The following is a 26,493-nucleotide window of genomic DNA, read 5'->3' as shown; positions in this document are numbered from 1 at the left end:
GAAGTGCCTTTTCAGTTATCACGAAGCGGGCTTCGCTGAGGGGCGAAGTTCGCCAGTCGTGAACAGTAACACTCCTCATTGTACTACTAAGCACCCTTATGAAAGGCTTATTGAAGTCGTCACCTGATGATTGGGCAGTTGCCGCAGATATTCAGCGGCACGTTTTTCGCTCACATGAACGTCCACGAGAGGAACACATGAAAGCGTCACAGCAGCTTGCAGACAACCTTCAGATCGTCCTGACAGACCTGATCGAGCTACAGCTCCAGGGAAAGCAGGCACACTGGAATATCGTGGGTCCGAACTTCCGCGACCTTCACCTCCAGCTGGACGAGTTGGTCTTGGCGACGCGCCAGTTCGCTGACGACACTGCCGAGCGCATGAGGGCCCTTCACGCCTTGCCCGACGGCCGCAGTGCGACCATCGCCAAGGGCACTCGCCTGGAAGAATTCCCGGCTGGCCTGGTCAACACCAAGAACGCCGTCAAGCTTGTCACTGACCGCGTAGAGCGTGCAGTCCAGACCATGCGCGATGTCCATGACGAAGTGGACGAAGAAGATCCCACGACGGCGGACCTTCTGCATGCATTCATCGCCCGCCTTGAGCAGCTGGTATGGATGATCAACGCCGAAATCATGAACGCCGGCGCTGCCGTGACGGATCCGGACGAGGCCTAGACAGAACCCCGGACCAGGCTGATCGCGAACAGGGCGGACAGGCCATGCCCAGGCTGAAGCGCAGTGACCTTTCCAAGCCCGGTATTGTCCGCCGCAAGGTCGGGAAGGGATTCAGTTACCGCCACCCCGATGGCAGCTTGGTCAGCAAAGAGGATCGCCAGCGCATCAATGCGCTGGCGATCCCGCCTGCATGGACCGATGTGTGGATCAGTCCCTACGAACACGGGCACATTCTGGCTACTGGGGTGGACGCCGCAGGGCGCAGCCAGTACATTTACCACCCAGGTTGGCGGGAGCGGAAAGACACCGAAAAGTTTATCCGGGCGGCCAAGCTCGGCCTGATCCTGCCAACGGTTCGACGCAACGTGACAGTCCACCTCCAAGACGCCACTGAACCCCGGCAGCAGACCCTTGCGGCCGCAGTGCGTTTCATGGATCTGGGCGCGCTCCGCGTCGGTTCCGAAATCTACATGAAGCAGAACGGCTCCTACGGTCTCACCACTCTCCGCTGCCGTCACGCGCGGGTGGACGGTCCGGACGTCTTCCTGAAATTCCCCGGCAAGAGTGGCCAGCTGTGGGACACTTCCATTCACGATCCCGCCTTGGCGGCCTTCCTTGAGCCGCTCGTGGGACGGCCAGGCAAGGAGCGACTGCTGGCCTACCAAGCCAACGGCTCATGGGTCTCCGTGGACGCTTCCATGATCAACGAATACCTGCGCGGAATCGCCGGCGAAGCCTACACATCCAAGGATTTCCGGACGTGGAAGGGGACAGCCGCGGCAGCAATGTACCTCATCAAATCAGGCCACAAGGGGACTCCCCGCCAAGCGATTGTGCGGGCCATTAAGGAGACCTCGGAGCTGCTGGGCAACACCCCCTCCGTGGCCCGCTCTTCCTACGTAGACCCGCGCATCATCGAGGCTTTCCTCTCGGAAGAGCTGAAGGAAGTGAAGCCCACGGAAGCCTCGATTGCTGCCTACTTGAACGGCGAGGCGCCGAGGTAGACCATGCGCCTTAAGGCGGTCCCGGGAATTTTATGAGTACACTCGTACTAATAAGGATTGACGGGGCATAGCGTCTGGGGGCCGTAAATGATTCTGTTAGCAATCGTGGTGTGCGAAGTTGCGTTCTGGGTGGCGATTCTTGCCGGGCTTGCGGCGCGGTATTTGTTGCGGCGCTCCCGCCTTGGTGGGGCTCTCCTGATCCTTGCTCCTGTGATCGATGCTGTCCTGCTTGCCTTGGTGGCCGTCGATCTACTCGGCGGGGGAACTGCCTCATGGCAGCACGGACTGGCAGCGATCTACATTGGCGTCTCCATCGCCTATGGCAAACGCATGGTGGCCTGGGCCGATGCTCACTTCCAGCATCGATTCGCCGGCGGACCTGCACCGGAACGGCTCACGGGAGCCCGCTATACGGTCAAGTGCTGGCGGGATGTACTTCTTACAGCCCTGGCGGTGGTCATCGCCTCCGCGACCCTGGGCGCGATCATCCTCCTCGTCAATGACGCTGAGCGAACCTCAGCGCTCTCCGGATTCTTTCGCATTCTGGGAATCATCTTCGCAATCGATTTCCTCTGGGCTGTGAGCTACACGATCTGGCCAAAAAAGGCCGCCCGTCCCGTGCCCGCCACTACTTCCTCGCACTGAAACTCCATGCCCCGAAGAATCGACGCCGAAGCACGCACTGCAGAGATTGCGGAGGCATCTCTACGTGTCCTCGAACGTGATGGGCTTGCGGGCCTGTCCGTGCGCGGGGTTGCCGCGGAAGCCGGCATTGCCGCCGCTTCGTTGCGCCGGGCGTTTGCCACGCAGCATGCTCTTCGGGAGTATTGCCTGCAACTCATTGAGGACCGAGTCACCGCCAGGGTGGCCGCTCTTGAGCTGGCCGGCCGGGCACTCGTTGATGAGTTGCTGCTGCAGTTGCTCCCTCTCGACAAAGAACGGCGCATGGAACTGGTGGCGCAAGTCCAGCTCGGGGTCCTTTCGCTGACCGACAGCGAGCTTCGCCCTGCTGCCATCAGGCTTAGCGACGCGGTAAATCGCGCGTGTCGCGCTGCCATTCAGATCTTGACCGAAGCGGGCCAGTTCTCCAAGGGGCGCGACCCCCAGTATGAAGAGCAGCGGCTGCGTGCACTCTTGGATGGAATCGCGATGCACGGCCTGTGGAGCGGGGAACTGCCGGATACGAGTCCAATGCTCAGCATGCTCGCACGCCACCTCGACGAGTTGGCGGGTCCGTAGGACACGGAAAGAGCCTGGCGCCACCCATATTTGCGTGGCGCCAGGCTCTTTCTGCGTCCCTAAGGAGTTTGCGTGTCCCTGCTACGCGTCGTGGTCCGTTTCGAGGATCTTCACCAGGCTGTCCAGTGCTGCATCGGCGCCTTCACCTTCGGCACGCAGCACCACGACGTCACCGTGGGAAGCGCCGAGGCTCATGAGGGACAGGATGCTGGCGGCGTCCATGGCGTCATCGGCGGGCTCGCCCTGACGTGCGATGGTGACGTCGATGTCCAGGTCTCCGGCTGCCTCCGCGAAGATGGCTGCCGGGCGGGCGTGGAGGCCCACACGGCTTGCAATGGTTGCTGTACGTACTGGCATTGGTGCTCCTTTTTATGAAGGGTGGCGGTGAGGGAGGTGGCTTTGTGGGAAGTCTAGACGTTTGACCTGAGAGGCTAGACGCTGACGGTTGCCGGGGCGGCTTCGGCTTCGACCGGCTTCTTGACTGCAAAGCGCTTCAGGGCGATGACGGCCAGCGCGCTGACCACCATTCCGGCGACGATGGCGATGATGAACATTGGCAGGTTGCCAATGGCGAAGAAGACGAAGAGACCACCGTGGGGGGCCTGGGAGGTGACCCCGGTAGCCATGCAGAGGGCGCCTGTCAGTGCGCCGCCCACCATGCTGGCCGGGATGACGCGCAGCGGGTCGGCTGCGGCGAAGGGGATGGCGCCTTCTGAGATGAAGGAGGCGCCCAGCAACCAGGCGGCCTTGCCGTTTTCGCGCTCTGCGAGGCTGAAGAGCTTCTTGTTCAGGACGGTTGCAAGGGCCATGGCCAGCGGCGGAACCATGCCCGCGGCCATGACGGTGCCCATGATGAGCCACGGTGCCTGGTTGTCAGCGCTGCCGGCGCTCAGGCCAGCCACTGCGAAGGCGTACGCAACCTTGTTGACCGGGCCGCCGAGGTCGAAGCACATCATGAGGCCAAGGATGATGCCGAGGACTACGGCGGAGGCACCGCTCATGCCCGTGAGCCAGTTGTTGAGAGCCACGGTGAGGCCGGCGATGGGACCGCCCAGGACCAGGAACATCAGGCCCGAAGCGACGATGGAGGCCAGCAGCGGGATGATCACAACCGGCATCAAGCCGCGGAGCCAGCGGGGTACCTGCCACGTCCCGATCAGATGCGCGATGTAGCCGGCCAGAAGACCGCCAACAATGCCGCCGAGGAAACCGGCACCCATGAAGCCTGATACTGCGCCGGCAACGAAGCCGGGGGCAATGCCCGGCCGGTCGGCGATGGCGTAGGCGATGTAGCCGGCAAGCGCCGGAACGAGGAAGCCCATGGACAGGGCACCGATCTTGAACAGGACCGCGCCGAGGTAAATGGCGAGCCCGCCTTCAGGCAGGTTGCCGAAGTTGTTCTCCAACACCACCTTGTCCGCAACCTCAGTGATTTCGTAGCCGCCCAGCAGGAATCCAAGGGCAATCAGCAGACCGCCGCCAGCCACGAACGGAATCATGTAGCTGACGCCGGTGAGGAGTGCGCGCTTCAGCTTCTGGCCGATGTGCTCGCCCTTCTCCTCCTCGGCCCGCTCAGCTTGCTCTTCGGCACCAAAGTGCGGAACACGGCGCGCGTGCGGGTCATCCGCGGCTGCCAGTGCTTCCTGGACCATCTTGGTTGGCTCGTCGATGCCGCGCTTGACCGGAGCGTTGATGACCGGCTTGCCGGCGAAGCGCTCCTTGCCGCGAACGTCAACGTCGACGGCGAAGATCACAGCGTCAGCGGCCGCAATCACTGCCGGGTCCAAGGGCTTTGCGCCCGAGGAACCTTGGGTCTCCACCTGGAGGTCCACGCCCATCTCTTGGGCCGCGGCTACCAGCGAGTCGGCAGCCATATACGTGTGTGCAATGCCCGTTGGGCAAGCGGTGACGGCCACGATGCGCTTGGGTGCGGCAGTCGTCGTCGTGCTGGCGGCGGCAGCGGCCGGTGCAGCCTCTGCGGGTGCTGCGGCAGAAGCGGTAGCAGCAGCCGGCTTATCAGCCAGCGCACCATCCACGAGGTCCACAATGTCCTGCTCAGTTGCAGCCGCACGCAGTGCTGCAGTGAAGTCCTTTTTGATCAGCGAGCGGGCCAGCTTGGAGAGCAGCTTCAGGTGCTCCTGGTCTGCGCCGTCCGGGGCTGCGATGAAGAAGATGAGGTCGGCAGGACCGTCCTTGGCGCCGAAGTCCACCTTGTGGGAGAGGCGGGCCATGGCCAAGGCAGGCTCCTGGACAGCACCGGAGCGGCAATGCGGGATTGCGATGCCGCCGGGGACGCCGGTTGCGGTCTTCTGCTCTCGTGCGAAGGCGTCGGCAAAGAGACCTTCAACCTCGGAGGCGCGGCCCGAGGCGGCAACTTTGCCAGCCAGGACGCGGATGACGTCGGCGGGGGAGTCGCCCAGGTTTTGGTCGAGGGTGACCAATTGGGGTGTGATCAGCTGGGTCACTGTGAGTCCTTCTGGAGGGCCGTGATGGTTACGGCATCGGGGGTTGTCTGGTGGACTGCCGGGACAGTGGAGCCCGGCAGCGAAGCAGCAGCGGCACCATGTGCCACGGCTTGACGAAGGCAGTCCTGTGCGGAGCCACCTTGGGTTGCGGCCAGCAAGTAGCCGGCCAATGCAGAGTCCCCGGCGCCTACCGTGCTGACGGCTCTGATGGGCGGATGCGTGGCGAGCCATGCTCCGTCTGCCGTCACCAGGATTGCTCCCTTGGACCCGAGTGTTGCGAGGACGGCGCCTACACCGCTGGCGACGACGGCGGCAGCGGCTTCAGCGGCTTTGGCCGGATCTGCTTCCAGTTCGTCAGCTGTGGAGACGTTGGTGAAACCGGCGGCGGCGGCAAGCTCGGCGAGCTCTTCCGCGTTCGGCTTGAGGAGGTCCGGTTTTCCCGAGGCATCGCCTACCAAAGCGGCCGCGAGCGGCGCCCCGGAGGAGTCGATGGCGATGCTTGGGGTGGCCGTACCGTCCGAGTTCGACCGGAGTCGACGAGCGATGGTGGCGTAGAAGTCCGCGGGTACTCCTGGTGGGAGTGATCCGGCGAGAACCACCCAGCTGGCCCCACGGGAGCGTTCCAGCAGCAGCCCGATCAGGGCGTCCTGCTGGTCATCGCTCAGTTCCGGACCGGGTTCGTTGATCTTGGTGGTGACGCCGTCCGGTTCGGTGAGTGTGACATTGCTGCGCAGCGCCTGACCGATGGGCAGCGCCGCGAACGGCACACCGCCGTCGTGCAGCCCTGAAAGGACCGGGTCCGAATCGGCGCCCGGAAGAACAGCCAGGGTTTCGAGGCCGGAGGCCACGAGCGCGCGTGAAACGTTGACCCCCTTGCCACCAGATTCCTGGTGCACGGCCACGGCGCGCTGCACCTCGCCCCGGGCTAAAGCGCCGGGAAGCTCAACCGTGCGGTCCAGGCTGGGGTTGGCGGTCAAGGTGACGATCATGCGATCACCAAATCCACGCCGGCGTCGGCCAGGGCTGCTGCGAGCTCCGCAGAGGGTTCGATGTCTGTAATCAAGGTGTCAACATCCTTCAGGGTGGCGAACTGGACCAGTGTTTCGGCGTCCAGCTTGGAAGAATCGGCAAGGGCCACCACGCGGCGGGCTGACGTGACGAACGCGGCCTTGACTGCGGCTTCCTCGGGATCGGGTGTGCTGAGCCCGAACGTTGCATGGATGCCGTTGGCGCCGACGAAGGCGATGTCCGGGCGAAGTTTGTGGGCCGCTTCCACTGTGGACTGCCCGACGGCGGCCTGCGTCAGTCCGCGGACGCGGCCTCCGAGGATCTGGAGTGCTATGCCTTGAGTGGAGGAGAGCTTGCCGGCGATGGGGATGGCGTGGGTGATGACCACGAGCTCATCGTTTCCGTTACGCGATGGTGTCTGTTGGGCCAACAGGTCCGCGAGGGTTTCCGTGGTGGAGCCCGCGTCCAGCAGGATGCTGCCTGCGGTGAGCTGGGGGATCAGGGCGAGGGCTGCATGAGCGATGCGGAGTTTTTCAACTTGGCGTTGGACGGCGCGCTCAAGGATGCTCTCTTCGCGTGTGCTGAAGCGATCCGAGGGGACGGCGCCGCCGTGGACGCGCCTCAGGTTCCCGGAGCCCTCAAGGGCTGCGAGGTCGCGGCGAATGGTCTCAGTGGTGATGCTGAAACGGTCGGCGAGGTCAGTGACGCTCACCCGTCCGCGCTCTGCGACGAGTGCGGAGATCAGTTGCTGGCGTTCTTCGGCGAACACTAACCCTCCATTGCGGTCAAGGCGACTTTCAAGGCGGCCACATCAGTGACTGCTGTCACAACGATGTGGAATTGCTTGACTCTATCTTTGTTTATGTTGGTAAGTCAAGAGAAATCAACATAAACAAAGATCCGCAGGCGATGAGGAGGGTTGTCAGGCACGAAAAAGGGCATGCCGCGCTCCCTGTAGCGCGGCATGCCCTCGTGCGGATCCCGACTGGGGGATTTATGGGATCCGGTCTGTGGAGCGAAGTGACCCGGCGATGACTACGTCAGAATCCCGGGTGGTTCCCCTGTCGTTCCAGGCCCTGGCGGGGGCGTGGGAACTGCGGGTCCCGGTCCGGGTTCGGGCCCGGGCGTGGGGTCCGGAACGGGCGGCGGTCCTGGTTCCGGCAACGGAACGGGCTCAGGCGTGGGACCCGGCTCGCGGGTTGGATCAGGGTGTGACGGGTCCGGCGGGAATCCGCTCATGATCGTGCGCTCCGTCGGTGAGCGGAATGTTGCGGCCGGAGGCTTCCGGGAACAGTGGCGGGATATCTGCTGGAATCCCACCCCGAACCCGGGTAGTCGATGGGCAGGTTGTCCGGATCTGGTGGATCCGGAAGGCTGCGCTTGCCGGCCGACCTCAGCTTTCCACCCGTGGTCAAAGGATCTTTTCGTTGCGATTCTGCGTGCATGCTGTCCCTCCCGGTAGCTCCAGAACTGATGGTGTAGCTCCTCATGGCGTCCCCAAACCTCAATCCGGGATTTCCATGCGGAAACCGCAGTGACATCCGAGGATGCGTGTATTGATGAGTACCTCGTACATCCGTAGCTGCGCTCCAGGAGTCAATACCAGCGGTGCCTGGATCCTGCGGAGCTCGCAGCTCTTGGTCTTCATGGGTTCACCGCAGTGAAGGTACTGGCCGCCGAACTGCAGAACTCCTTGAGGGACGCCCGGGCGGTTCAGAACCGCGGCCACTCGCCGCACAGAGGCGACATGCTCATAGGAGTACCTGCAGGCATGGCACTCGTACGCAACGTCCACCATGTTGGGAGCGGGCGGGTAATGCGACTGGATCGAGTTCACCAGAAGGTGCTGGTCGGTGTTGCAGCGCGAGCACCATAGCGGTTCATCAGGGGGCTGATGGGCTTCGTCCGGGACTCTGGAGGCTGGCTGGGCCGGCATGGATCTGTACCTCGGCATCAAAAAATGAGGGACGCCCGTCTGCATGAGCTGAAAAGCCTGGTCCTGTGATGGGGACTGTAGCTAGATTGTGCACATAGGTGCACGGGAGATGCAAGGATTCCGTCGCTCTTTCTGAGACGGTGACAAGCCGCACCCGGACGATCGTAAAATGAGGCATGGACGAAATTAACGTTGAATTAGCGCTGCCTGATGCCGCTTCAGCGCCGGACGTTGTTTCGGTGCCGGAGCAGCTGCAGGATCTTGTTGTTGACAGCGAGGATGTAGCTGGATTTCTGGACGAGCTTGCTAAGTTCTCGGCGGCGGCCGTCTCTGAAGCAGTGGGCTTGGACGTGCTCTGCGGCATCACCCTGAGCCGGCGGCGCCGTACTGCCACGGTGGCTGGAAGCACCCATGAGGCCAGGCTGATCGACGAAGTTCAGCAGGCGTACGGGGATGGTCCTTGCTTGGAGGCCATGCGCAGCCACGGGACGGTGCACGTTCCTGACACTTCCACGGAGGAGAGGTGGTCCGAGTACTGTTCAGTCATTGCGGACCGCGGTCATCTTTCCGCGCTTTGCGTTCCCTTGGAACTGGATGAAGGAGCCACGGCGGCGCTTAACTTCTTCGCGCCGCAGCCCAACGTTTACGACGAAGCGACTATCAGGAACTGCGAGCTCTACGCCAGCCAGGCCGAACGCTCTCTCCGGTTGGCGGTGCGGATTGGCGTGAAGCAGCAGCACGCCGATGACCTGCAAGACGCAATGCAGTCCAGGACGGTCATTGACCTCGCCTGTGGGATCATCATGGGGCAAAACCGGTGCACCCAGGAAGAGGCCTTCCAGATTCTCAAGAAGGCGTCCAGCACCCGCAACCAGAAGCTCCGGGAAGTCGCGGAGTCGCTCGTCACCAGCGTGGCGAAGCAGGCTCCTGTAGCCCATTTTGAGCCCTAGGCCCGCGCTGGCAAGGAATCCACCGCAACTCCCTCACTTGTGACGGCCGCCACTCATGAACTACATTCATACATGGGTTAAGCAGATAGCCCTTGGAGCCTCATGAGTTGGAGCCATCCGAGATGGTCCAAGAACTGCACCTTTCTAGCCGTGGCCCCTTTCGGCCGGCTCATAGCGTGCCGCCATGCAGGCTCCTTGAAGGAACAAAAGGAGAACAGCAATGACGCTTGGATCCCCGATTCCCGCCCCGAAACCTGCAAGCGGGCGGGCGCCTGCAACTGTCGATACCGGAGCGCGCCCTTGGTGCACCGTATGCGACACTGATTCGTACATTTTTGTGGAGACGGTCGTGGAAGCCACGCCGAATCAGTCGGAGATCGTCGAGGTCAGCTACACCTGTAGCGAATGCGATACCTTTTACGCCCACGCAGTCCGCCTGAGTGCCTTGGTGCCTGCGATTCAGAGCGAATTTCTGGCCACCTCTGCCGCCGGGCTCTGGTTCAGCTGCACCCACTGTGGTGATCCCATGACGTTGGGACGCCCCACGGAACGCGTCATTGAGGCGCCCCGGACCACTGACGATCCGGACAGCCCCAGCCTCCTTGAGGTGTACCTGCAAACGCAGGTGCTCCACTGCCGCTGCGGTTTCCAAATGGAGGTTCCGCGCCACGTTGGATAACCGCCGTCTCTAAATAACTCATCGTGGGGAGGGTGGCTGTGCGTACATTCGGCGTCGAAGAGGAACTGCTGATTGCCGATCCAGTAGATGGCATGCCCTTGGCGCTCGCCTCCGGAATTCTGGATGTGGCTGGCTCCTCCGAAACGGACAACAGCTCCGATGCCGGGCCGTCCCTGAAGTCGGAGTTCAAGCAGGAACAGATTGAGGTCAACTCGCTTCCGTGCCGCACCGCCAAAGAACTCCGTGCCGAGATTCGTGCCGGGCGGGCGTTGGCTGACTCTGCGGCCCGGGCCGTAGGGGCGCGGGTTGCTGCTTTGGCCACTCCGCCGGTCTTCCATGCCACGCCCACCGCGGGCAACCAGCGCTATGCCGCGATGGGTACGGAATTTGGCCTGATCTCCCGGGAGCAACTCACGTGCGGCTTCCACGTGCATGTGTCCATCGAGTCACCGGAGGAAGGCGTTGCCGTGCTGGACCGGATGCGACATTGGTTGCCGGTTCTTCTGGCTTTGAGCGCCAACTCCCCGTTCTGGATGGGCGCCGACACAGGGTTTGCCAGTTACAGGACCCAGATCTGGAACAGATGGCCCACAGCAGGTCCCATGGATGTGTTCGGCTCGGCAGACGGCTACAGGCAGGTGCTTTCAGAACTGCTGGGAACCGGAGTTCCACTGGACGAGGGCATGATCTACTTCGACGCGCGCCTGTCCAGGGGGCATCCAACCGTAGAAGTCCGGATCGCCGACGTCTGCCTCTACGCCGAAGACGCCCTCACCATTGCGATCCTCGCACGTGCCCTTGTGGAAACGTCGGCTAGCGAATGGCGCAAGGGGGAACCGCCGTCGGGCGTCATGACGCCTGTGATCCGCATGGCCAACTGGAAAGCCAGCCGTTTCGGCGTCACCAACCAACTGCTGCACCCGCTGGAGCAGGCGCCCTTTGCCGCCGCAGACGTGGCGGGCGCCCTGCTCCGGCACATCCGCCGCGCCCTAACGGAATCAGGGGACCTGGCACTCGCGCGGACCGGAGTGGCGAATATCCTCCGGCGCGGAACCGGCGAGCGGCTGCAGCGGCAGGCTTACGGCCGGCGGTTCCGGTTGTCCGACGTCGTTTCCACCGCCATTGCCTCCACACACAACTACGGCGAACGCTCCGACGCCGGCCTCTTGAGTCGCTGACAACAATCGGCAGGCGTCGGAACATCGCTCAACAGGGAAAACTCAGCCCTGGTTGATGCGGATCATGTTGCCGGAGGGGTCACGGAAGGCGCAGTCGCGTGGGCCCCATGGCTGGTCGATCGGTTCCTGCAGTACTTCGGCGCCGGACGCGCGGAGCTTTTCGAAGGTGGCGTCCAGATCGTCCGTGGTGAACACCAGCATGGGCATGACGCCCTTGGTGAGGAGTTCCTGGATGGCGTCGCCGTCGGCCTGGGAGCGGCCGGCGTGCGGCGGGGAAAGGACCAGCTCAAGATCAGGCTGGGCATCGCTGCCGATAGTGACCCAGCGCTGGCCATCTGAGCCGACGTCGTTCCGGACGTCAAAACCCAAGGCGTCCCGGTAGAAGGCGAGCGACTCATCAACATCGTTGACAGTGACGTGTGCATATTTCAGTGAAATGTTCATGAATCACACGCTATTGCAGCTATGACGCGGGCGCTTCTTCAATCCTGCTCAGGTTTTGCGGGGACTTGCCGTTTCTTTCAGGGCGCGTGTGCTGCTTCGCGATGCAGTTGGGCATGGCCTTCACGGCGTGGTGCTCCCGGGCGCGGTACTCGCTGGGGTTGATTCCCACGATTTCGGTGAAACGCGTGCTGAACGAGCCCAACGAGGTACAGCCGACTTCCATGCAGGCATCGGTGACGCTGGTTCCCGCGCGGAGCAGGGCCATGGCCCGCTCGATGCGCCGTGTCATGAGGTAGTTGTATGGAGATTCTCCGTAGGCGGCCTTGAACTGGCGGGAAAAATGCGCGGGGGACATCAGGGCGCCGGCAGCCATGGTGGGCACATCCAAGGGACGCGCATATTCGCGATCGATGAAGTCGCGGGCGCGCCGCAGATGGGCCAGGTTGGCCAGTTCCTGCGGAGTCATGGGCACAGTCTACTAGGGCCAGCGCAGTCTACTAGGGCCAGCGCAGTCTACTAGGGCCAGCGCAGTCTACTAGGCTCGTGCCCATGGAATCAGTGGTGTGGTCGAAGCCCGAAAACCAGCGCAAGGGCACGCCGTTGCTGGTAATGATGCACGGGTATGGCACCAGCGAGCAGCGCATGGTTGACCTGTTCCCTCACCTTCCCGGCGAGTTCAGCTGTGCGGCGCTTCGCGGCCCCAAAGCCATTGGGGACCACTACGGCTGGTTCCTGCTGGACTACTTCCTGACCAACGACTTCGCGGATGTCATCGCATCCACCAATTCGGTGTTCAGCTGGATCAACTCCGTCAAGGACAACCACAGCAGCGTCAGCCTGCTGGGTTATTCGCAGGGCATGGCCATGGCCAGCACGCTCCTCCGCCTGCGGCCCCACGCCTTCAAAGCAACCGTGGGCCTCTCCGGGTTCGTCCTGGACAACGATCTCTTGGCCCTCAGCGAGTCCTTCGACTCGCCGCCACCCTTCTTTTGGGGGCGGGACAAGGCCGATCCTGTGATCAACGAGGACGCCATAGCTCACACCGAGGAGTGGTTGAACGCCAATGTTGCCCTGACGGCGAGGACCTATCCGGGGATGGGCCACAGGATCGAGGCGCCCGAATTGGTGGATGTCAGCGCGTTCCTGAAGTACTACGTGCTGGGTTAAGTCCCGGGATTAGAAGGCATTTGCCGCCCGGAAGCAATCTCTTGGGGAGATTCGCGTCACAATTTCGCATTCGACTGCACTCTATTGAATGACAAAATTGTAAGCGCTTACACTTTTGGCTGGTGACCCGGTTCGGGTCGCACGCCAAAGCGTCAGGCGAGGATGGAAAGGGTTGAGGCCGTGTTGCATGGTTAGGACTCACAGGGTGACAATCCAGGACGTAGCCGTCCTCTCCGGATTGTCCATTTGCACGGTGTCGCGGGCCCTTAGGAAGCTCCCCAACGTTTCCGAAAAGGCACAGCGACAGGTGGCGGAAGCCGCCAGCAAACTTGGCTATAAAGCCTCAGCCGCGGCGTCCAGGCTGGCGGGCGGCAGCACGGGTCTGGTGGCCATCGTCGCCCCCACAGCCACCGCCTGGTTCTTCGCCCAAGCCGTGGAAGCGGCAGAAGAAGTCTTCGGCGACAGTGGTTACGACACCGTCCTGATCAGCCTGCGTAACAAGGCCAGCGTGAGGCAGCAGTTCTTTGCGGACCTTGGAAACCTTGCGCAAAGAGTGGACGGGCTGCTCCTGCTCAATATTGACCTCGCCCCCAATGAGGTGGAAGCGTTGGAAGCCTGCGGGCTCGCAGTAGCCAGCGTGGGCATGCGAAATGTTCCGTGGGACAATGTAGGTATCGATGACGAACACGCGGCCTGGCAGGCTACCCAACACCTGCTGGGGCTGGGCCATTGGGACTTGGCCGTTCTCTCGAGCAATGAACACTCCGTTGTGACTGAGACTCCACGGTTCCGTGGCTTCAGGCGTGCACTGGATGAACACCACCTCACCGTCCACCCGGACCTTGTGGTGGGAGCCGGGCCAAGCATCGACGACGGCAGGCGGGCAATGACCGAACTCATGACCCGCGGCGGGAGGCCCACAGCAGTGTTCGCCCACTGTGACGAGGCCGCGTTCGGTGCCCTGATGGCGCTGCGCGAGCACGGCCTTTCCGTGCCCAAGAACGTGTCCGTGATCGGTATAGACGATCACCCCATGAGCTGGTTCCTTGGCCTGAGCACCGTGGCGCAACCCGTTGCCGACCAAGGCGCCTTCGCAGCGAACCTGCTGTGTGAACGCCTGCTGAATACTGAATCCCCCCACCAACCCTCCAACCACCTGCTCGATACCAAGCTCATCGAACGCAAGACCACGCGCCACAAGCGCTGAACGGAACAATGCACATGACTGATCTTCGTAATGCCTGGACCGGCGCCTCGGCGCTGTTGTTCGACCTCGACGGCGTGCTGACGCCCACGGCCGTGGTGCATGAGCAGGCCTGGCAGGAACTTTTCGACGGCTACCTGGCCGGCACAGGCCACCCACAGGGATACCAAGAGAGCGACTACTTCGATCACATTGATGGCAAGCCTCGCTTCGACGGCGTCCGCGATTTCCTGACGTCACGCGGCATCACGCTGCCCGAGGGGCCGGTCCATGACCACCCGGACAATGAGACCGTGCAAGGCCTGGGCAACCGCAAGAACGCGATTTTCAACGAGATCGTGAACTCACGCGGCGTTGAGCCTTATGAAGGTTCGGTCAAGTTCATCAACGCCGCAGTGGAGCTGGGTCTCAAGGTGGCTGTCGTGTCCTCTTCACGTAATGCGCCTGCGGTACTGAAGGCCGCCGGGCTCGACCACCACTTCGAGGTGGTGGTGGACGGCCAGGTTGCTGCCGGCGTCGGACTTCCCGGTAAACCGGACCCGGCCACCTACGTCTATGGGGCAGGCCTGTTGGGCGTGCCGGTGGAGGAATGCATCGTGGTTGAGGATGCAGTATCCGGCGTTCAAGCCGGTGCGGGTGCCGCCTTTTATGCCGTGATCGGCGTGGACCGCGGAGCGGGCCGGCAGACCCTGCTCGACGCCGGTGCCACGCTGGTGGTCGACGACCTCAACGATCTTCTCTGACCCTACTTTTTACGAAGGACTTCAACAGCCCATGGCACTCATCAGCTCCGATCGGCTTCGCTTCCCCTGCGAGCCCTGGAAGCTCGTGGAGAATATCCACGTCCCCGGTGACGAGGGAACGCTGGAAACGCTGTTCGCGCTTGGCAACGGCCACCTTGGTATTCGTGGCTCGCATTCAACAGCCGGGGACGGCGAACTTCCCGGCACGTTCATCAATGGTTTCCACGAGATTTGGGACATCAAGCACGCCGAAAATGCCTACGGTTTTGCCCGGACGGGCCAGCGGATCGTTTACGTGCCGGATGCCAACAACTTCACCGTTTCCATTGACGGTGAGGCGCTGAGCCTGGCCGAATCCACGGTGCTGGACTACAACCGCAGCGTGGACTTCTCCACAGGCGTCTACGAGGAAAGCATCACCTGGGCCTGCCGTTCGGGCGCTACCGTCTCCACGGTAGAGCGCCGCGCCGTGGGCTTCGATTCCCGCGGATGTCTTGGCCTGGAACTGTCGCTGACAGCTGACCGCGACGTGTCCGCGGACATCACCTCCGGCGTCGTGAACCGCCAGGACCAGCCTGTGGAGGACCACTCGGTCCACGATCCCCGCCGCTCAGGCCGGCACGCCGGGCGTGTCCTGCTGCCGCTGCACCTCCAAGGCGCCGACGGCTCACTTCGCCTCGCATGGGAGACCTCTGAGTCCCGCCAGCGCGTCGCCATGGCCGTGGACCACTGGATTTCCGCCGAAGGCCAGCCGTTCGAGACTTTGGTGGCGGAGGACGAGTCCTCTGTCCGTTACGTTTTGGCCATTCACGACGGCGACACTTTCCGTTTGGAGAAGTCGGTCAGCTACCTGGTTGCCGGCTCCTCTGACGCCGAAGACCGTGGTGAAAGCCTTGCGGCCGAAGCCGAAGCGAACCTGGTGTCCTTCTCCGACATCCTGGACCAGAGCAAGGCCCACTACGCCGAATACTGGACCACGGCGGACATCTCAATTGGTGGTCAGCCGGAGATGCAGCAGGCGGTGCGCTGGGGGTTGTTCCAGTTGGCACAAGCCACTGCCCGGGCGGGCGTTGCGGGTATCCCGGCCAAGGGTGTGAGTGGTTCCGGTTACGAGGGCCATTACTTTTGGGACCAGGAGGTCTACCTCCTGCCTTACCTGACCTACACCAATCCTTGCGGGGCGCGTAAGGTGCTGGAATCGCGGCACGCGATGCTGCCGGACGCGCGCGTCCGGGCCAAGGAGCTCAGCGTGGACGGTGCGCTGTTCCCGTGGCGGACCATCAACGGCCTCGAAGCGAGTGCCTACTACGCTGCCGGCACTGCCCAGTTCCACATTGCGGCGGCCATCGCCTTCGCAGCCAACCGATACCAGTGGGCCAGCGGCGATGACACCTTCCGCGGCGAACTGGGCGCCGACCTGTTGATAGAAACAGCACGCATGTGGGCGTCGCTGGGCTTCTTCGGCAAGGACGGAATGTTCCACATCCACGGCGTCACCGGCCCGGACGAGTACACGGCCGTGGTCAACGACAACCTCTATACCAACGTCATGGCGCGCTTCAATCTGCGGGCCGCCGCTGCGCTGGAACACGAGGGGGTCGCCGAAACCGAGCGCATGGTGTGGCGGCAAGCGGCCGAGCGGATGTCCCTTCCGTACGATCCGCACCTGCAGGTGTTCAGCCAGGACAACGACTTCATGACCCTGGAGCCTTGGGACTGGAACACGCCCAAGTCCAAGTACCCGTTGCTGCTGAACTTCCACCCCCTGGTGATCTACCGGCACCAGGTCCTCAAGCAGGCTGACACCGTACTGGCCATGTTCCTGCAGTGGCAGGACTTCACTGCGGAGGAGAAGCAGCGCGCCTTCGATTTCTACGATCCCATCACCACCGGCGACTCCACCCTGTCCGCCTGCGTTCAGGGCATCATGGCGGCCGAAGTCGGCTATGGGGACGTCGCGCTGCAGCACTTCACCGAGGCACTCTTCATCGACCTCGACAACTCCCACGGCAACACCATCGACGGCGTCCACATCGCCTCCACGGGCGGTATTTGGAGCTCTTTGGTGTGCGGTTTCGCAGGCATGCGGGACCAAGGTGAGGTGCTGCGCTTCGATCCGCGCCTGCCTGTTGAATGGGAAGGCCTGTCCTTCCGGCTCAAGGTGCAGGGACGCTTGTTGGCTGTGGATCTGGCACAGGGTTCCATTGCCCTGACGCTGGTGCCCGAAGCGGATTACAGCCAGGAGCCGCTTCGAATTGATGTGCGGGGTTACGACGTCACCGTTGGTGCGGAGACTGTCGCCGTGCCGCTGGAGACCGTACCCGTCCCGCCGCCGTCGATCTTCCCCAGCGTCTTCCCGACGGCAGGCCTTCCGATCATCCGGTAGCGCCGGTTGACGCGAGGCCCGGTGCCCCGAGCTTGGAGATCGACGTGGTAGCGGTCATTCCGTAGTCAGTTGCTGCTGGCGGTTTCCTGCCGGGTTTTGGCTACGGCGCGACGGTCCAACTCACCGTTGATGAGGTCCAACAACGCTTGGGCCGGTTCCGACAAGTGATGAGTATCCGGAGAGCCCAGCTGGTCGCAGTGGATGAGCACGTGGCGGATGCGTTCCAGTTCGCGGGAGGGCACCAACGGCCAGCGGTGGAAGAGCTGCCTGACGGCGATGGCTCCCAGGAGAGCATCGGGTTTATTGGCAACGCGATGGTGGCCATGGTTCTCGGCTGCTCTTCGTCGAGCAACGGAGGCCGCGGAGGGTGCGACGCCATGGGCCAGGAGAATCTCGGCCTTGAGTGAATTGGGGGCCATTGGGGACCTGCCAAACGTGGTGCGAGGGAAGCCGGCTGCGTGACTTTGAATTTAGCTTACAGAATGTGAGTTACCTCACGCCAATGGTTACGTAAGCCGTCCGCCGTCGTCGTCCTGAACTCCGGCTCCCAGCGACAGCTAATGCTGCAGCGCAAAGGCGCCGTCACCCTGATCGGGTGGCGGCGCCTTGCTCTGGCTAACCCAGGTGGATGTGCGGAGTGTCGCCCGTCCCGCTGAACGTCTTGCGGTCGATTCGGATCAGGAGGAGCGCGATGGGGGCGATCAATATCGCCACGACTGCGGCCCACAGGAACACCAGTGAGTAGCCCGATGTCAGTGCGGCCAGTGTCCCACCGCCGACGGCGGTAGCTGCTGCCGCGATAGCGCTGAACAGTGCGATGCCCAACGAGCCGCCGATCTGTTGTGAAGCGTTGACCAGCGCGCTGGCGACGCCGGAATCGTCCTTGTCCACGCCGAACAGTGCCAGGTTTTGCATGGGAACGAAGACCATTCCCAGCCCGACGCCCATAAGCACCAGCGCAGGCAGCACGTTGATTGGGTAGCTGCCGTCGGGGGTGACTTGGGTGAGCCACAGCGTGGCTGCCGCCATGAAGACAGGTCCCAGCGCGCTGGGGATTCTGGCGCCCAACCTGGGCAGGTTCTTCGCAACGAGGCCGGCGGTGATGATCAGCACCACCGTCATGGGCAGCGACGCGATTCCGGCGGCGAACGGCGCGAAGCCCAGGACGATTTGCAGATAGAAGTTGATGAACAGGATCCCGCCGATCAACACCGCTCCGGCCAGGAATGATGCCAGGAAGGCTGCTGCACGGTTGCGTTCTGTAGCGACGCGCAACGGCAGCAGCGGGTTCTTTACCTTGCGTTCGACGGCGACGAAAAGTACCAGCAGCAGGGCACCTGTGGCGATGAAGCCCCACGATTCGATCGCGCCCCAGCCGTGCTCGGCGTTTGCGAAGCCGTAAACCAAGGAGCCGAGGCCCAGCGCGGCAAGAACGACGCCGGGCCAGTCGTATTTGGTGGAGCCTCCGGCTTTGCTTTCGCTCACCAAAGTCCAAACGCCGATGAGCGCGATGATGGCGATGGGGACGTTGACGAAGAAGCACCACCGCCACGAGACGAACTCGGTGAGGAAGCCGCCCAGCAAAACTCCTGCCGCCGCACCCACCCCGCTGATGGAGCCGAAGATGGCGAACGCCGTGCCGCGGTCCTTGCCGCCAGGGAAGGCAACCGTGAGGAGCGCGAGCGCCGCCGGTGCGAGCAGCGCTGCGAAGATGCCCTGCAGCGCACGTGCCCCAAGCAGTTCCCATGGCTGCTGCGCCAGTCCACCGATCAGGGAGGCGACAGCGAAGCCCGCGGAGGCCGTGATGAAAGTCCTTTTACGCCCCCAGAAGTCCGAGATTCGGCCACCCAGAAGCAGGAAAGCGCCGAAGACCAAGGCGTAGGCGGTGACCACCCAGGCCCGGGTGGAGTCGCTGATGCCCATCTCGATCTGGAGGCGGGGGAGTGCCAGGTTCACGATGGTGCCGTCCAGGACAACCATGAACTGAGCCAAGGCCAGGAAGGGGAGGGCCCGCCAGCCGATGCCCTTCTTGTTGTGTTGGCTTGGTTGGACTTTGTTGCCCACCGATTCGAGCAGTTGTGATGCCACGCGTCACCCATTCTTGAAAGTAGTAATACTTATAAAAGTATAAGTACTTTGAAAGATGGGCGTAAGCCGTGGGGACGTGATGTGTGTCTTAGTGGTGTTCCGGCTCCGCAAGGAACGAAGCCAACCGCTCCAGGGCGGGCAGGCTGGCCGCGATTTTTTCACGCTCTTCGGGGAGCAGCCGATCGCTGGCCTTCGTCAGCGCGTCAGCCCATGCTCCTTCCAGGAGCGACTTGATGCGCTTGGATTCGTCCGTGGGGTGGAGGGAAACGTATCGCTTGTCTGCAACATCCTTGACCCGCGTGACCAATCCGGCCGCCACGAGCTCGCGCAGCTGGACGCTCACGTTGCTCAGTTGCCGACCCAAACGCGCGGCCACCTCGGCAACAGTGACTCCGGGGTGGCTCTCAACGACGCGGAGAATTTCCAGCACACCGTTCGAAATGGGGCGCAAGCCGGTCTCGTTGAGCGACTTACGCCGAATGTCGGACGAGATATCGATCATGCAGACGGCCAACGCCACATGGTCCACTGGCTTTTCTCCCATCCGTCAAGCATAGGTGGGGTCGCCTCACCGGGCCGCAGGTACCCGGCTGCAATAGTGGAAGGATGATCAACCAGCAACAGCTCTGGGACGACGAAGCCGCCGGCCAGTACGACACTCCTGGTGAGGGGATGTTCTCTCCCGAGGTCCTGGGCCCCACAGTCGAGGTCCTGTCCGGGCTCGCCAAGGGAGGTTCCGCCGTCGAATTCGCGATCGGTACCGGTCGCGTGGCCATCCCCCTTTCGGAAGCCGGGATACCGGTCAGTGGGATCGAGCTGTCCCACGCGATGATCGCGCGTCTTCGTGAAAAGGTGGGCGAGGACCGGATCCCCGTGGTGCAGGGCGACATGACCGGGGCCCGGGCCGGCGAGAATTTCTCTTTGGCTTTCCTCGTGTTCAACACCATCGCCAATCTCCTTACCCAGGAAGAGCAAATCCGGTGCTTCGAGAACGCTGCCCGGCACCTGATACCTGGCGGACGCTTCGTCATTGAGCTCTGGGTGCCGCAACTGCGTTCGCTGCCGCCCGGACACGGCGGAACTGTGGAGGTGGCTCAACCCGGATATCTCCTGGTGGACACCTACGATGTGCTGCGCCAACACGTCATCTCACATCACGTGCACTTCGGCCCGGAGCTTACGGACGGGCGCGAGGCGCGGGTGGGGCGGACGCCGCACCGCTACATCTGGCCTAGCGAGCTCGATCTCATGGCACGGTTGGCCGGATTCGAGCTCGAATCCAGGTGGGGGACTGGGACCGCAGCGAGTTCACCGCCGAGTCCCGGAGCCACGTCTCGGTGTACCGGCTCATTGAACGCTAGGGTCTTCAAGAAAGTTTGTTGGTACTTGCGCTTGCGGTGACGCGTAGCTTTTGGGGGAAGTAATGAAGTTTGCAGTTCGATCCGTCCTGCTCACAGTGGTGGTGTCCGCAGGGCTCGTTGCCTGCACGTCCAATGACGCCTCACCCGACCCGTTACCTCCGGCGACCAGCGCGCCTACGGTTCCTGCCGCCGTCGAAAAAGCGTCCCTCAGCGGTGCCAAGGTCACCGATTCATTCGGAAATGTGGACTTTTACACCACTGTGGACGGCGACACTTTGGCGGAAGTTGCCGACACATTTGAGCTCTCCGCAGCGAAGCTCGCGCAATTCAACGGCCTCCTTGCCGGCGCAACCCTGGAGCCAGGCACCAAACTGCGTCTGATCCCGGCGCCGGGGCCCGCAATCGGTGCCAAGGGGCCAGCGACTGAAGACGCGGCCGGCATCCCTACCAGCTACCAGGTTGTGGACGACGACACTCTGGCCGGAATCACTTACCGGTTTGGAATCACTGAAAATCAGTTGGCGGAAGCGAACAAAGTCCCGTACGTGCACGAGCAAGGGAACACCTACTTCATCCGCTCCGGGCACCTCATCCAGTTGCAGAAAAACCCTGTAGACAGCAGGTCCGGCACCGGCGCAACGGTCAACAACTCCTTCGGGCAGCCGATCTTCTACACAACTGTCGACGGCGATTCCTTCGACAGCCTCGGCTATAAATTCCGCTCCACCACTGAGCAACTGCTGATGTACAACCCATCCCTATCGGCTGGAACGCCCATCCCCGCTGGCACCAAAGTGCGGTTGATCCCCGGCGAGCTGCCCATCGACGGCGCCCGGGGCACCTTTACAGCCGACGCTGACGGCATACCACTGAGCTACACGACGGCGGCAGGAGACACGGAGCGACAGGTCTCGTTCCGCTTCAGCCTGGTTGACATTCGTTCCGCGAACAGACCGCTCACGGGGACCGGCGGGACTTGGTATGAAATCACCGATCCCCCCACGGGGGAGTTGGTACCGGGCCAGACCATCAGCCTCGCCCTGAACCAGCCAATCAACCGGTAGCCCGGGTTGCGAAAACGGTGGGGCCTGGCCGCCTTGATCCTCGCGGTTCTGTGTTTGGGTGAGGCGAGGCCCCAAAATACTGCTCGGCCTGTCCCTTGCTGGTGCGACACTCTGCTGGTTAACCGGAGCTTTCTTGTTGTGCCTATTAGCTTCGGTCTGGAACTATTCCGCATACACAGCTCCTGATGGACAACATGTGCTGGTGGCTACCCAGACCTATGGGGCGGACATCCTAACGCCCTACCGAGGCCCCTTTTACGAGCGGCGACGGCAACTGCAGATAAATGACCCGGACGCGGCGATTGAAGGAGACTGTGCGCTCTCTTCCGACTCTTCAGGCCTGGCTCTACGATGCGAGGCGGATGTTTCACGGATTCCGAGCAACCCGTAATTAGCACGCAATCCTTAGTTACCAAGCACTGCGAAGTTTCCACGTGCCTGTGCCGGAGCCCTGCGCGGGGGTATAGTCGGCCCATGCTCTCCATGCGCCGATTTACTTGCCCCCGACCGGTCTCCGGTCGCGAGGGCTTATTGGCGCGCGCCTAGGTCCTGGCGCGGAGTGAGTCGGGGGAGGAAAACCCACTCATTCCACACTGAAGGACCAGCTATGCCTACGTATTTAAGCCCGGACGAGCTTCACAACGCCCTGAAGGTCAGGGACCTCTCCAATCCTGATCACCGCCCCCACGCCATGCAGTTACTCTTGCGGGACGTGGTGCGTGCCCTGCGCGACAAAGGGGACGTGACGGCTCGGACCATCCGCCACAGTCCCTTGGTCAGCGTTGCGGACAACTACGATCGGCTGGGTTTCAGTCCAGCAGACGTCACGCGCGACCAAAGATACTCCCGCTACATCAGCCCCACCGTCATGCTGCGCAGCCACACCTCAGCGTCCATCCCGTCGCTGTTGCGTGGTCTGGATCCTGAAGAGTCTATCGACGAGCTCTGGGCCATCCCAGGCTTGGTCTACCGCCGTGATTCCATTGACCGCACCCACGTTGGGACACCCCATCAAGTGGACCTGTGGAGGGTCAGTTCCCGCACGGCTCTGAGCCCGCGCCACTTGCAGGATATGGTCGAGGCCCTTGTGACAGCTGTGCTTCCGGGCGCGGACTGGAGGGCAGTTCCGGCTGTCCATCCCTACACTCACCGCGGCCTTCAGATCGATGTCCGTATGGACGGCGAATGGTTGGAACTCGCGGAGTGTGGGCTGATGTCGCCGAAACTTTTCCTGGACGCTGGTTTGGAGCCCGGGAGCTGGTCAGGGCTGGCCCTCGGGATGGGCCTGGACCGCGCGTTGATGCTACGCAAAGGCATCCCCGACATCAGGTTGCTGAGGTCCGCGGACCCACGAATTCAACAACAGATGATGGACCTGAAACCTTGGGAGCCGGTCTCCCCGATGCCTTCCATCAGCCGGGATCTCTCGATTGTGGTTGGGGAAGACTTGGATGCTGAGTTGCTTGGCGACAGGGTCCGGACTGCGCTGGGAGACCGGGCCGAGGACCTTGAAAGCGTGGAACTGCTGGCCCTGACTCCCTGCGGGTCGCTTCCCCCGGCAGCGCAAGAACGGCTCCGCATCCGCGAGGGGCAGTCCAACGCCCTGATCCGGGTGGTGATGCGTCCTCTCACGCGGACCATGACGGACCGGCAGGCCAACCAGATCCGGGATGATGTCTACCTTGCCCTGCACGAAGGCCCGATCAAGGAGCTCATTGCCGGTTAGGTCCTCCCATGCTGTGCCGGTGGTTGCACCGTGCGCTGCCGGCACAACCCTGGGAGCACCGCGGCACCTTTCCAACTAGCGCGTCAGTGGGCCGGCCAGTGATTGCTAGTCTGGGATCATGACTCGTCGACTTGCAGCACTGTCCGCCGTCCCCCTTTTGTTGCTGCTCGTCGGCTGCGGAGCCGTGGAGGAAGCAGCTACCAACGCAGCCAGCGACGCCGCATCGAAGGTGGCCACTGCGGCCGCCGACGAGGTGACCAAGCAGGTCTGCGCTGTGGTCCAGGACGGCTTGGTCAGCGTTCAGGACAAGCAACTACTTGCCGGCCTGGTCTCGGCAGCCGGAGCTGCCGGTGTCCCCGCAGAAATTACGACGCCGTTGAACCAGATCGCCGAAGCAGGAGACGAAGTGCCGGCCGAGTCAGTTCAGGCACTGAAGGACGCCTGCACGCCGTAGGTGCTGCTGAGCTCTTCCTTTCTCCAGTTCGCACCTAGATTCGGGTGAGATCTCGGCTTTCCTGCTGAGGTGATCCCCAGTTGGCGGGCGTTGCTGCGGCCGCCGCCACCGTCGTCTGTGACAAATGATCACCGCGCTCGCGTCCCTGAGCGGTGTGACATCCGGGTAATTGTGGCGCCTTGGATTTATAGGAATGGCCTGTGGGCGTGCGGAGTTCGAATGTGTGGACGTCGTCGTTGAGCGGCTTTGCAGTCCATCCGAGGTTTTCTTTGGTGTGGTTGCAGGCTTCGCAGAGCCCTGCCCCGTTGGTCAAGGTGGTGGTTCCGCCGGAGTGCCAGGTGACGACGTGGTCGATGTGGCGGATGGGCGCGTCGCAGTAGGGGGTGCGGCAGGTGTCGTCCCGAGCTTCGATGAAACGCCGGAGTCGTGTGGGGAAGAGTCGAGCTTTGGAGTCCATGCTCAGGAGCTCACCCGTCCCGGGTGCCGTATAGAAGCGGCGCAGCCACACTTTGAAGTCACAGTCAGGATCTGATGCGCCTTCTTGGCCGGTCGCCAAACCACTTGCTTCGACTGCTTGAAGTTCCACAAGTAGGGTTCTGGCCCACTCAGCCGGGACGATTCCGTAACCCTTAAGCCGGGCTGGTTCACTGTCGCCCTGGAAGAGCGTCCGGTCGGTCATGACGACGTCCAGGTTGATCCCGGAGATCCCGCCGGGGGTTCCGGTAACGCGTTCGACCAAGGCGTCCGCCATGACCTGGCCGCGGGAACGGGAGTCGCCGTTGGATCGGGCCGAGTCAGCGGCCCGGGTCAACGCAGCATATGCAGCCACGCCTTGGGCGACTGGCAGGAGGGCGGTCAGGTAGGTCATGGTGTCCGGCGCGGGTCGCAGACTCACTGTTCGTTCGGTGGCTGCGTGACTGGCCCGTTGGGCTACCGAGCGGGGATCACGACGATACGCGGCAGCCTTGGCAGAGGCGATGATTGCCCGATCGCCTTTCCCTTCAAAGGTCCCGGTGTCGGGTGCGAGTTCCTCATCTACTGCGCACCGGTCCTCCACAGACAAACACGCGGTTTCCTTCACCAGGAGCGTGGCACGCCACTCATTGAGCTGGCCCGACTCCAACGCGGCCAAGGTCCGCGGCATCTCCAACACCAACGCTTTCGCCAACCCCAACAGCCGGGAACCCTTGTTTGGGGACTCACGCCGCGCCAACGCCACCTGCGCCCCGACACCCTGCCCGCGTTCGGACGCGGGAACGCCGGCGGTCTCCTGTTCCCTGCGCTGGGCGAGGTCAAAGGCCACAGCGATCCGGGCCTGGAGGCCGGTGATGGCGGACTTCAGGTCCTCCAATCCGCGGAGCTGGTCAATCAGCTCGGTACTGGAGTCGCCCAGAGAGACAGAGCCAAGGAGCGCAAAGAGGTCAGAAACCCGGGGCGCTGAATAAGCAGATGGAGGCCCTGAAGAAGGGGGCGTGGAGTCGCCGGGTAGAGGTTCCGAGGCGCGATCGAACGCATCACCTGACGGCGTTTGAGTGGCTCGAATCGGCTGCATGTCTCAACTCTTCCAGCCCACAGCCAGCACCATCAGGCCCCAACTTCCCTATGTGGAAAACCAGCCCGCACAAGGCCAGAGAGTCCATCCCCTTGAGCCCACTGGGGCGTCGCAAAGAGCCGAGACGTCGCCCCTCGGCGGTTGCGCTTGTCCCGCCCCGGGTGCGGGGGCGAGGGATTAGTTGACATGTCGCCCCTCGGCGGTTGCGCTTGTCACGCCCCGGGTGCGGGCGTTAGGCAAAGAGCCGAGACGTCGCCCCTCACCGCCGAGGCTACCGCTCGGCCAGCACCGCCCGCGCCCGTACCGTAATCGCCGCGCCAAGGACCAGCGCGGCAGCAACGGCGGCTGCGATCGCCGTCGGAAATGATTCGGGTGCGTCAGTGCTGCGGCCGACGGTGATCCACGCTAGGCCCCACGCGATGGCGGCCGCCAGGGCGAGGCGACCGTGGCCCTTGATCGCCAAGGCAATACCGACGATAGCTACTACCACAAGTACAGCAACGGACCAGATTTCAGGGCGCAACCCGAAGCCCCCAAAACCAGAGGCCTTCAGTGCAGCTGCGATGTTGGCGCACACTGCCACGCTGGTCCAGCCCAGGTACAACCCCAATGTCCCATCAACAACAACGGCCTCAACCCAGGAGCCGGCACGGCTGTGGCTGTAGCGATGGAAGGCCACCACGAGAGTCACCAGCAACGCCAGAATCACCACAACGCTCACCAAAAGCCAGCCGGCCTGTACGGACAGAATCCACGCCGCGTTCAGGAGCATGGACCCGGCAACGATCCAGCCGAGCGACCGCTGTCGCGGATTAGCCCGCTGGGAAGGCAACCATTGCCATACCGTGAACGCAGCAAGCCCGGTGTACACCACAGACCAGATGGAGAACGCCGGTGTCGCGGGCGCCAAAAGGGTTGAATCGGCGGCCAAGGCGCCGCCGGCTGCCTGCGCGATGGGCGTCCCTCCGAACACGCCGACGCCGATCATCGAGCCAACGATGCAGACCACCAAGCTCACGGTAACTGCGATCTGCCGCCTAAGATCTGAGCTTCGAGTTGCCATGTTCTGAGCCTCTTTCCTTGTGGGCGGTGCAATGTCATGCACAAGCGCGTTGCGTGACCTAGTATCAAAATGCTAGTGAATCAAGCTTTACGCTTATCGAAGGAA

At 62.8% G+C, this 26,493-nt stretch carries 27 protein-coding genes and 1 pseudogene; 16 read left to right on the top strand and 12 right to left on the bottom strand.

Annotated features, from left to right (window positions below; genetic code table 11):
* Positions 1 to 197: 197 nt before the first annotated feature.
* The 4 genes from J3A64_RS16780 (at position 198) to J3A64_RS16765 (ending at position 2,920) form a co-directional block, all read left to right on the top strand.
* Positions 198 to 677 (top strand): Dps family protein, encoded by a 480-nt coding sequence (locus J3A64_RS16780; protein WP_014920468.1) that lies wholly within the window; start codon positions 198 to 200, stop codon positions 675 to 677.
* 44 nt (positions 678 to 721) lie between these two features.
* Positions 722 to 1,681, top strand: coding sequence for a DNA topoisomerase IB (locus J3A64_RS16775; RefSeq protein WP_210064993.1), 960 nt, complete (start codon positions 722 to 724; stop codon positions 1,679 to 1,681).
* A gap of 87 nt (positions 1,682 to 1,768) precedes the next feature.
* Positions 1,769 to 2,326, top strand: coding sequence for a hypothetical protein (locus J3A64_RS16770; RefSeq protein ID WP_210064991.1), 558 nt, complete (start codon positions 1,769 to 1,771; stop codon positions 2,324 to 2,326).
* 6 nt (positions 2,327 to 2,332) lie between these two features.
* On the top strand, positions 2,333 to 2,920 hold the full coding sequence (locus J3A64_RS16765) for a TetR/AcrR family transcriptional regulator (RefSeq protein WP_011773060.1): 588 nt from the start codon (positions 2,333 to 2,335) through the stop codon (positions 2,918 to 2,920).
* 81 nt (positions 2,921 to 3,001) lie between these two features.
* Here J3A64_RS16765 and J3A64_RS16760 read toward each other — a convergent pair whose 3' ends face one another.
* From J3A64_RS16760 to J3A64_RS16745, 4 genes are all read right to left on the bottom strand, one after another.
* Entirely contained in the window at positions 3,002 to 3,277 is a 276-nt protein-coding gene (locus tag J3A64_RS16760; protein ID WP_210064989.1) for an HPr family phosphocarrier protein, read from the bottom strand.
* A gap of 74 nt (positions 3,278 to 3,351) precedes the next feature.
* Positions 3,352 to 5,385 (bottom strand): fructose-specific PTS transporter subunit EIIC, encoded by a 2,034-nt coding sequence (locus J3A64_RS16755; protein ID WP_210064988.1) that lies wholly within the window; start codon positions 5,383 to 5,385, stop codon positions 3,352 to 3,354.
* Positions 5,382 to 6,374: a 1-phosphofructokinase family hexose kinase gene (locus J3A64_RS16750; protein WP_011773063.1), complete on the bottom strand. Its 993-nt coding sequence runs from the start codon at positions 6,372 to 6,374 to the stop codon at positions 5,382 to 5,384. Before J3A64_RS16750 ends, J3A64_RS16755 begins: the two co-directional genes overlap by 4 nt.
* On the bottom strand, positions 6,371 to 7,162 hold the full coding sequence (locus J3A64_RS16745; protein ID WP_011773064.1) for a DeoR/GlpR family DNA-binding transcription regulator: 792 nt from the start codon (positions 7,160 to 7,162) through the stop codon (positions 6,371 to 6,373). Before J3A64_RS16745 ends, J3A64_RS16750 begins: the two co-directional genes overlap by 4 nt.
* A 262-nt stretch (positions 7,163 to 7,424) precedes the next feature.
* Between J3A64_RS16745 and J3A64_RS16740 the strand changes: the two genes are divergently transcribed.
* A complete protein-coding gene (locus J3A64_RS16740; RefSeq protein WP_162486102.1) occupies positions 7,425 to 7,634 on the top strand; it encodes a hypothetical protein in 210 nt (69 codons plus the stop codon).
* Positions 7,635 to 7,897: 263 nt separating this feature from the next.
* On the opposite strand, the gene J3A64_RS16735 is transcribed toward J3A64_RS16740, so the two are convergent.
* Entirely contained in the window at positions 7,898 to 8,329 is a 432-nt protein-coding gene (locus tag J3A64_RS16735; RefSeq protein ID WP_043469638.1) for a hypothetical protein, read from the bottom strand.
* A gap of 176 nt (positions 8,330 to 8,505) precedes the next feature.
* On the opposite strand from J3A64_RS16735, the gene J3A64_RS16730 reads away from it, so the two are divergent.
* From J3A64_RS16730 to J3A64_RS16720, 3 genes are all read left to right on the top strand, one after another.
* Positions 8,506 to 9,279, top strand: a complete 774-nt coding sequence (locus tag J3A64_RS16730; RefSeq protein WP_011773067.1) for a GAF and ANTAR domain-containing protein — start codon at positions 8,506 to 8,508, stop codon at positions 9,277 to 9,279.
* Positions 9,280 to 9,499: 220 nt separating this feature from the next.
* Positions 9,500 to 9,958, top strand: a complete 459-nt coding sequence (locus tag J3A64_RS16725; RefSeq protein WP_043469641.1) for a hypothetical protein — start codon at positions 9,500 to 9,502, stop codon at positions 9,956 to 9,958.
* Between the two features lie 32 nt (positions 9,959 to 9,990).
* A complete protein-coding gene (locus J3A64_RS16720; protein ID WP_210064987.1) occupies positions 9,991 to 11,136 on the top strand; it encodes a glutamate--cysteine ligase in 1,146 nt (381 codons plus the stop codon).
* Positions 11,137 to 11,178: 42 nt separating this feature from the next.
* Here the strand turns inward: J3A64_RS16720 and J3A64_RS16715 are convergent, their stop codons facing one another.
* The gene (locus J3A64_RS16715) at positions 11,179 to 11,580 is read right to left on the bottom strand and encodes a VOC family protein (RefSeq protein ID WP_011773069.1); all 402 of its coding nucleotides are present in this window, start codon (positions 11,578 to 11,580) and stop codon (positions 11,179 to 11,181) included.
* Positions 11,581 to 11,599: 19 nt separating this feature from the next.
* Entirely contained in the window at positions 11,600 to 12,046 is a 447-nt protein-coding gene (locus J3A64_RS16710; protein WP_011773070.1) for a helix-turn-helix transcriptional regulator, read from the bottom strand.
* 83 nt (positions 12,047 to 12,129) lie between these two features.
* On the opposite strand from J3A64_RS16710, the gene J3A64_RS16705 reads away from it, so the two are divergent.
* From J3A64_RS16705 to J3A64_RS16690, 4 genes are all read left to right on the top strand, one after another.
* Positions 12,130 to 12,747 (top strand): alpha/beta hydrolase, encoded by a 618-nt coding sequence (locus J3A64_RS16705; RefSeq protein WP_210066211.1) that lies wholly within the window; start codon positions 12,130 to 12,132, stop codon positions 12,745 to 12,747.
* Positions 12,748 to 12,952: 205 nt separating this feature from the next.
* Positions 12,953 to 13,954 (top strand): LacI family DNA-binding transcriptional regulator, encoded by a 1,002-nt coding sequence (locus tag J3A64_RS16700; protein WP_238324466.1) that lies wholly within the window; start codon positions 12,953 to 12,955, stop codon positions 13,952 to 13,954.
* Between the two features lie 8 nt (positions 13,955 to 13,962).
* A complete protein-coding gene (locus J3A64_RS16695; RefSeq protein WP_014920478.1) occupies positions 13,963 to 14,694 on the top strand; it encodes an HAD family phosphatase in 732 nt (243 codons plus the stop codon).
* 31 nt (positions 14,695 to 14,725) lie between these two features.
* A complete protein-coding gene (locus tag J3A64_RS16690; RefSeq protein WP_210064986.1) occupies positions 14,726 to 17,080 on the top strand; it encodes a glycoside hydrolase family 65 protein in 2,355 nt (784 codons plus the stop codon).
* A gap of 65 nt (positions 17,081 to 17,145) precedes the next feature.
* Here the strand turns inward: J3A64_RS16690 and J3A64_RS16685 are convergent, their stop codons facing one another.
* The 3 genes from J3A64_RS16685 to J3A64_RS16675 all read right to left on the bottom strand — a co-directional run bounded on the left by J3A64_RS16685 (position 17,146) and on the right by J3A64_RS16675 (position 19,712).
* Complete coding sequence (locus tag J3A64_RS16685; protein WP_011773074.1) at positions 17,146 to 17,499, bottom strand: hypothetical protein; 354 nt, start codon at positions 17,497 to 17,499, stop codon at positions 17,146 to 17,148.
* Between the two features lie 196 nt (positions 17,500 to 17,695).
* Positions 17,696 to 19,168, bottom strand: coding sequence for an MFS transporter (locus tag J3A64_RS16680; RefSeq protein WP_210064985.1), 1,473 nt, complete (start codon positions 19,166 to 19,168; stop codon positions 17,696 to 17,698).
* 88 nt (positions 19,169 to 19,256) lie between these two features.
* Positions 19,257 to 19,712, bottom strand: coding sequence for a MarR family winged helix-turn-helix transcriptional regulator (locus J3A64_RS16675; RefSeq protein WP_011773075.1), 456 nt, complete (start codon positions 19,710 to 19,712; stop codon positions 19,257 to 19,259).
* Positions 19,713 to 19,774: 62 nt separating this feature from the next.
* Here J3A64_RS16675 and J3A64_RS16670 point away from each other — a divergent pair.
* The 4 genes and pseudogenes from J3A64_RS16670 to J3A64_RS16655 all read left to right on the top strand — a co-directional run bounded on the left by J3A64_RS16670 (position 19,775) and on the right by J3A64_RS16655 (position 23,773).
* Positions 19,775 to 20,529, top strand: a pseudogene (locus J3A64_RS16670) (class I SAM-dependent methyltransferase).
* A 62-nt stretch (positions 20,530 to 20,591) separates the two neighbouring features.
* Positions 20,592 to 21,593, top strand: a complete 1,002-nt coding sequence (locus J3A64_RS16665) for a LysM peptidoglycan-binding domain-containing protein (protein ID WP_210064984.1) — start codon at positions 20,592 to 20,594, stop codon at positions 21,591 to 21,593.
* A gap of 607 nt (positions 21,594 to 22,200) precedes the next feature.
* Positions 22,201 to 23,319: a hypothetical protein gene (locus J3A64_RS16660; protein WP_210064983.1), complete on the top strand. Its 1,119-nt coding sequence runs from the start codon at positions 22,201 to 22,203 to the stop codon at positions 23,317 to 23,319.
* Positions 23,320 to 23,437: 118 nt separating this feature from the next.
* Positions 23,438 to 23,773, top strand: coding sequence for a hypothetical protein (locus J3A64_RS16655; RefSeq protein ID WP_011773078.1), 336 nt, complete (start codon positions 23,438 to 23,440; stop codon positions 23,771 to 23,773).
* A 34-nt stretch (positions 23,774 to 23,807) separates the two neighbouring features.
* Here the strand turns inward: J3A64_RS16655 and J3A64_RS16650 are convergent, their stop codons facing one another.
* Positions 23,808 to 25,325 carry an HNH endonuclease signature motif containing protein gene (locus tag J3A64_RS16650; RefSeq protein WP_210064981.1) on the bottom strand — a complete coding sequence of 506 codons (1,518 nt, stop codon included), beginning with the start codon at positions 25,323 to 25,325 and terminating at the stop codon, positions 23,808 to 23,810.
* Between the two features lie 271 nt (positions 25,326 to 25,596).
* Complete coding sequence (locus tag J3A64_RS16645) at positions 25,597 to 26,388, bottom strand: TspO/MBR family protein (protein WP_210064979.1); 792 nt, start codon at positions 26,386 to 26,388, stop codon at positions 25,597 to 25,599.
* Between the last annotated feature and the right edge of the window lie 105 nt (positions 26,389 to 26,493).

The sequence above is a fragment of the Pseudarthrobacter sp. PvP004 genome (assembly GCF_017876035.1).
Lineage (GTDB): Bacteria > Actinomycetota > Actinomycetes > Actinomycetales > Micrococcaceae > Arthrobacter > Arthrobacter aurescens_A.
This window is presented reverse-complemented; position numbering and strand designations above follow the sequence as displayed.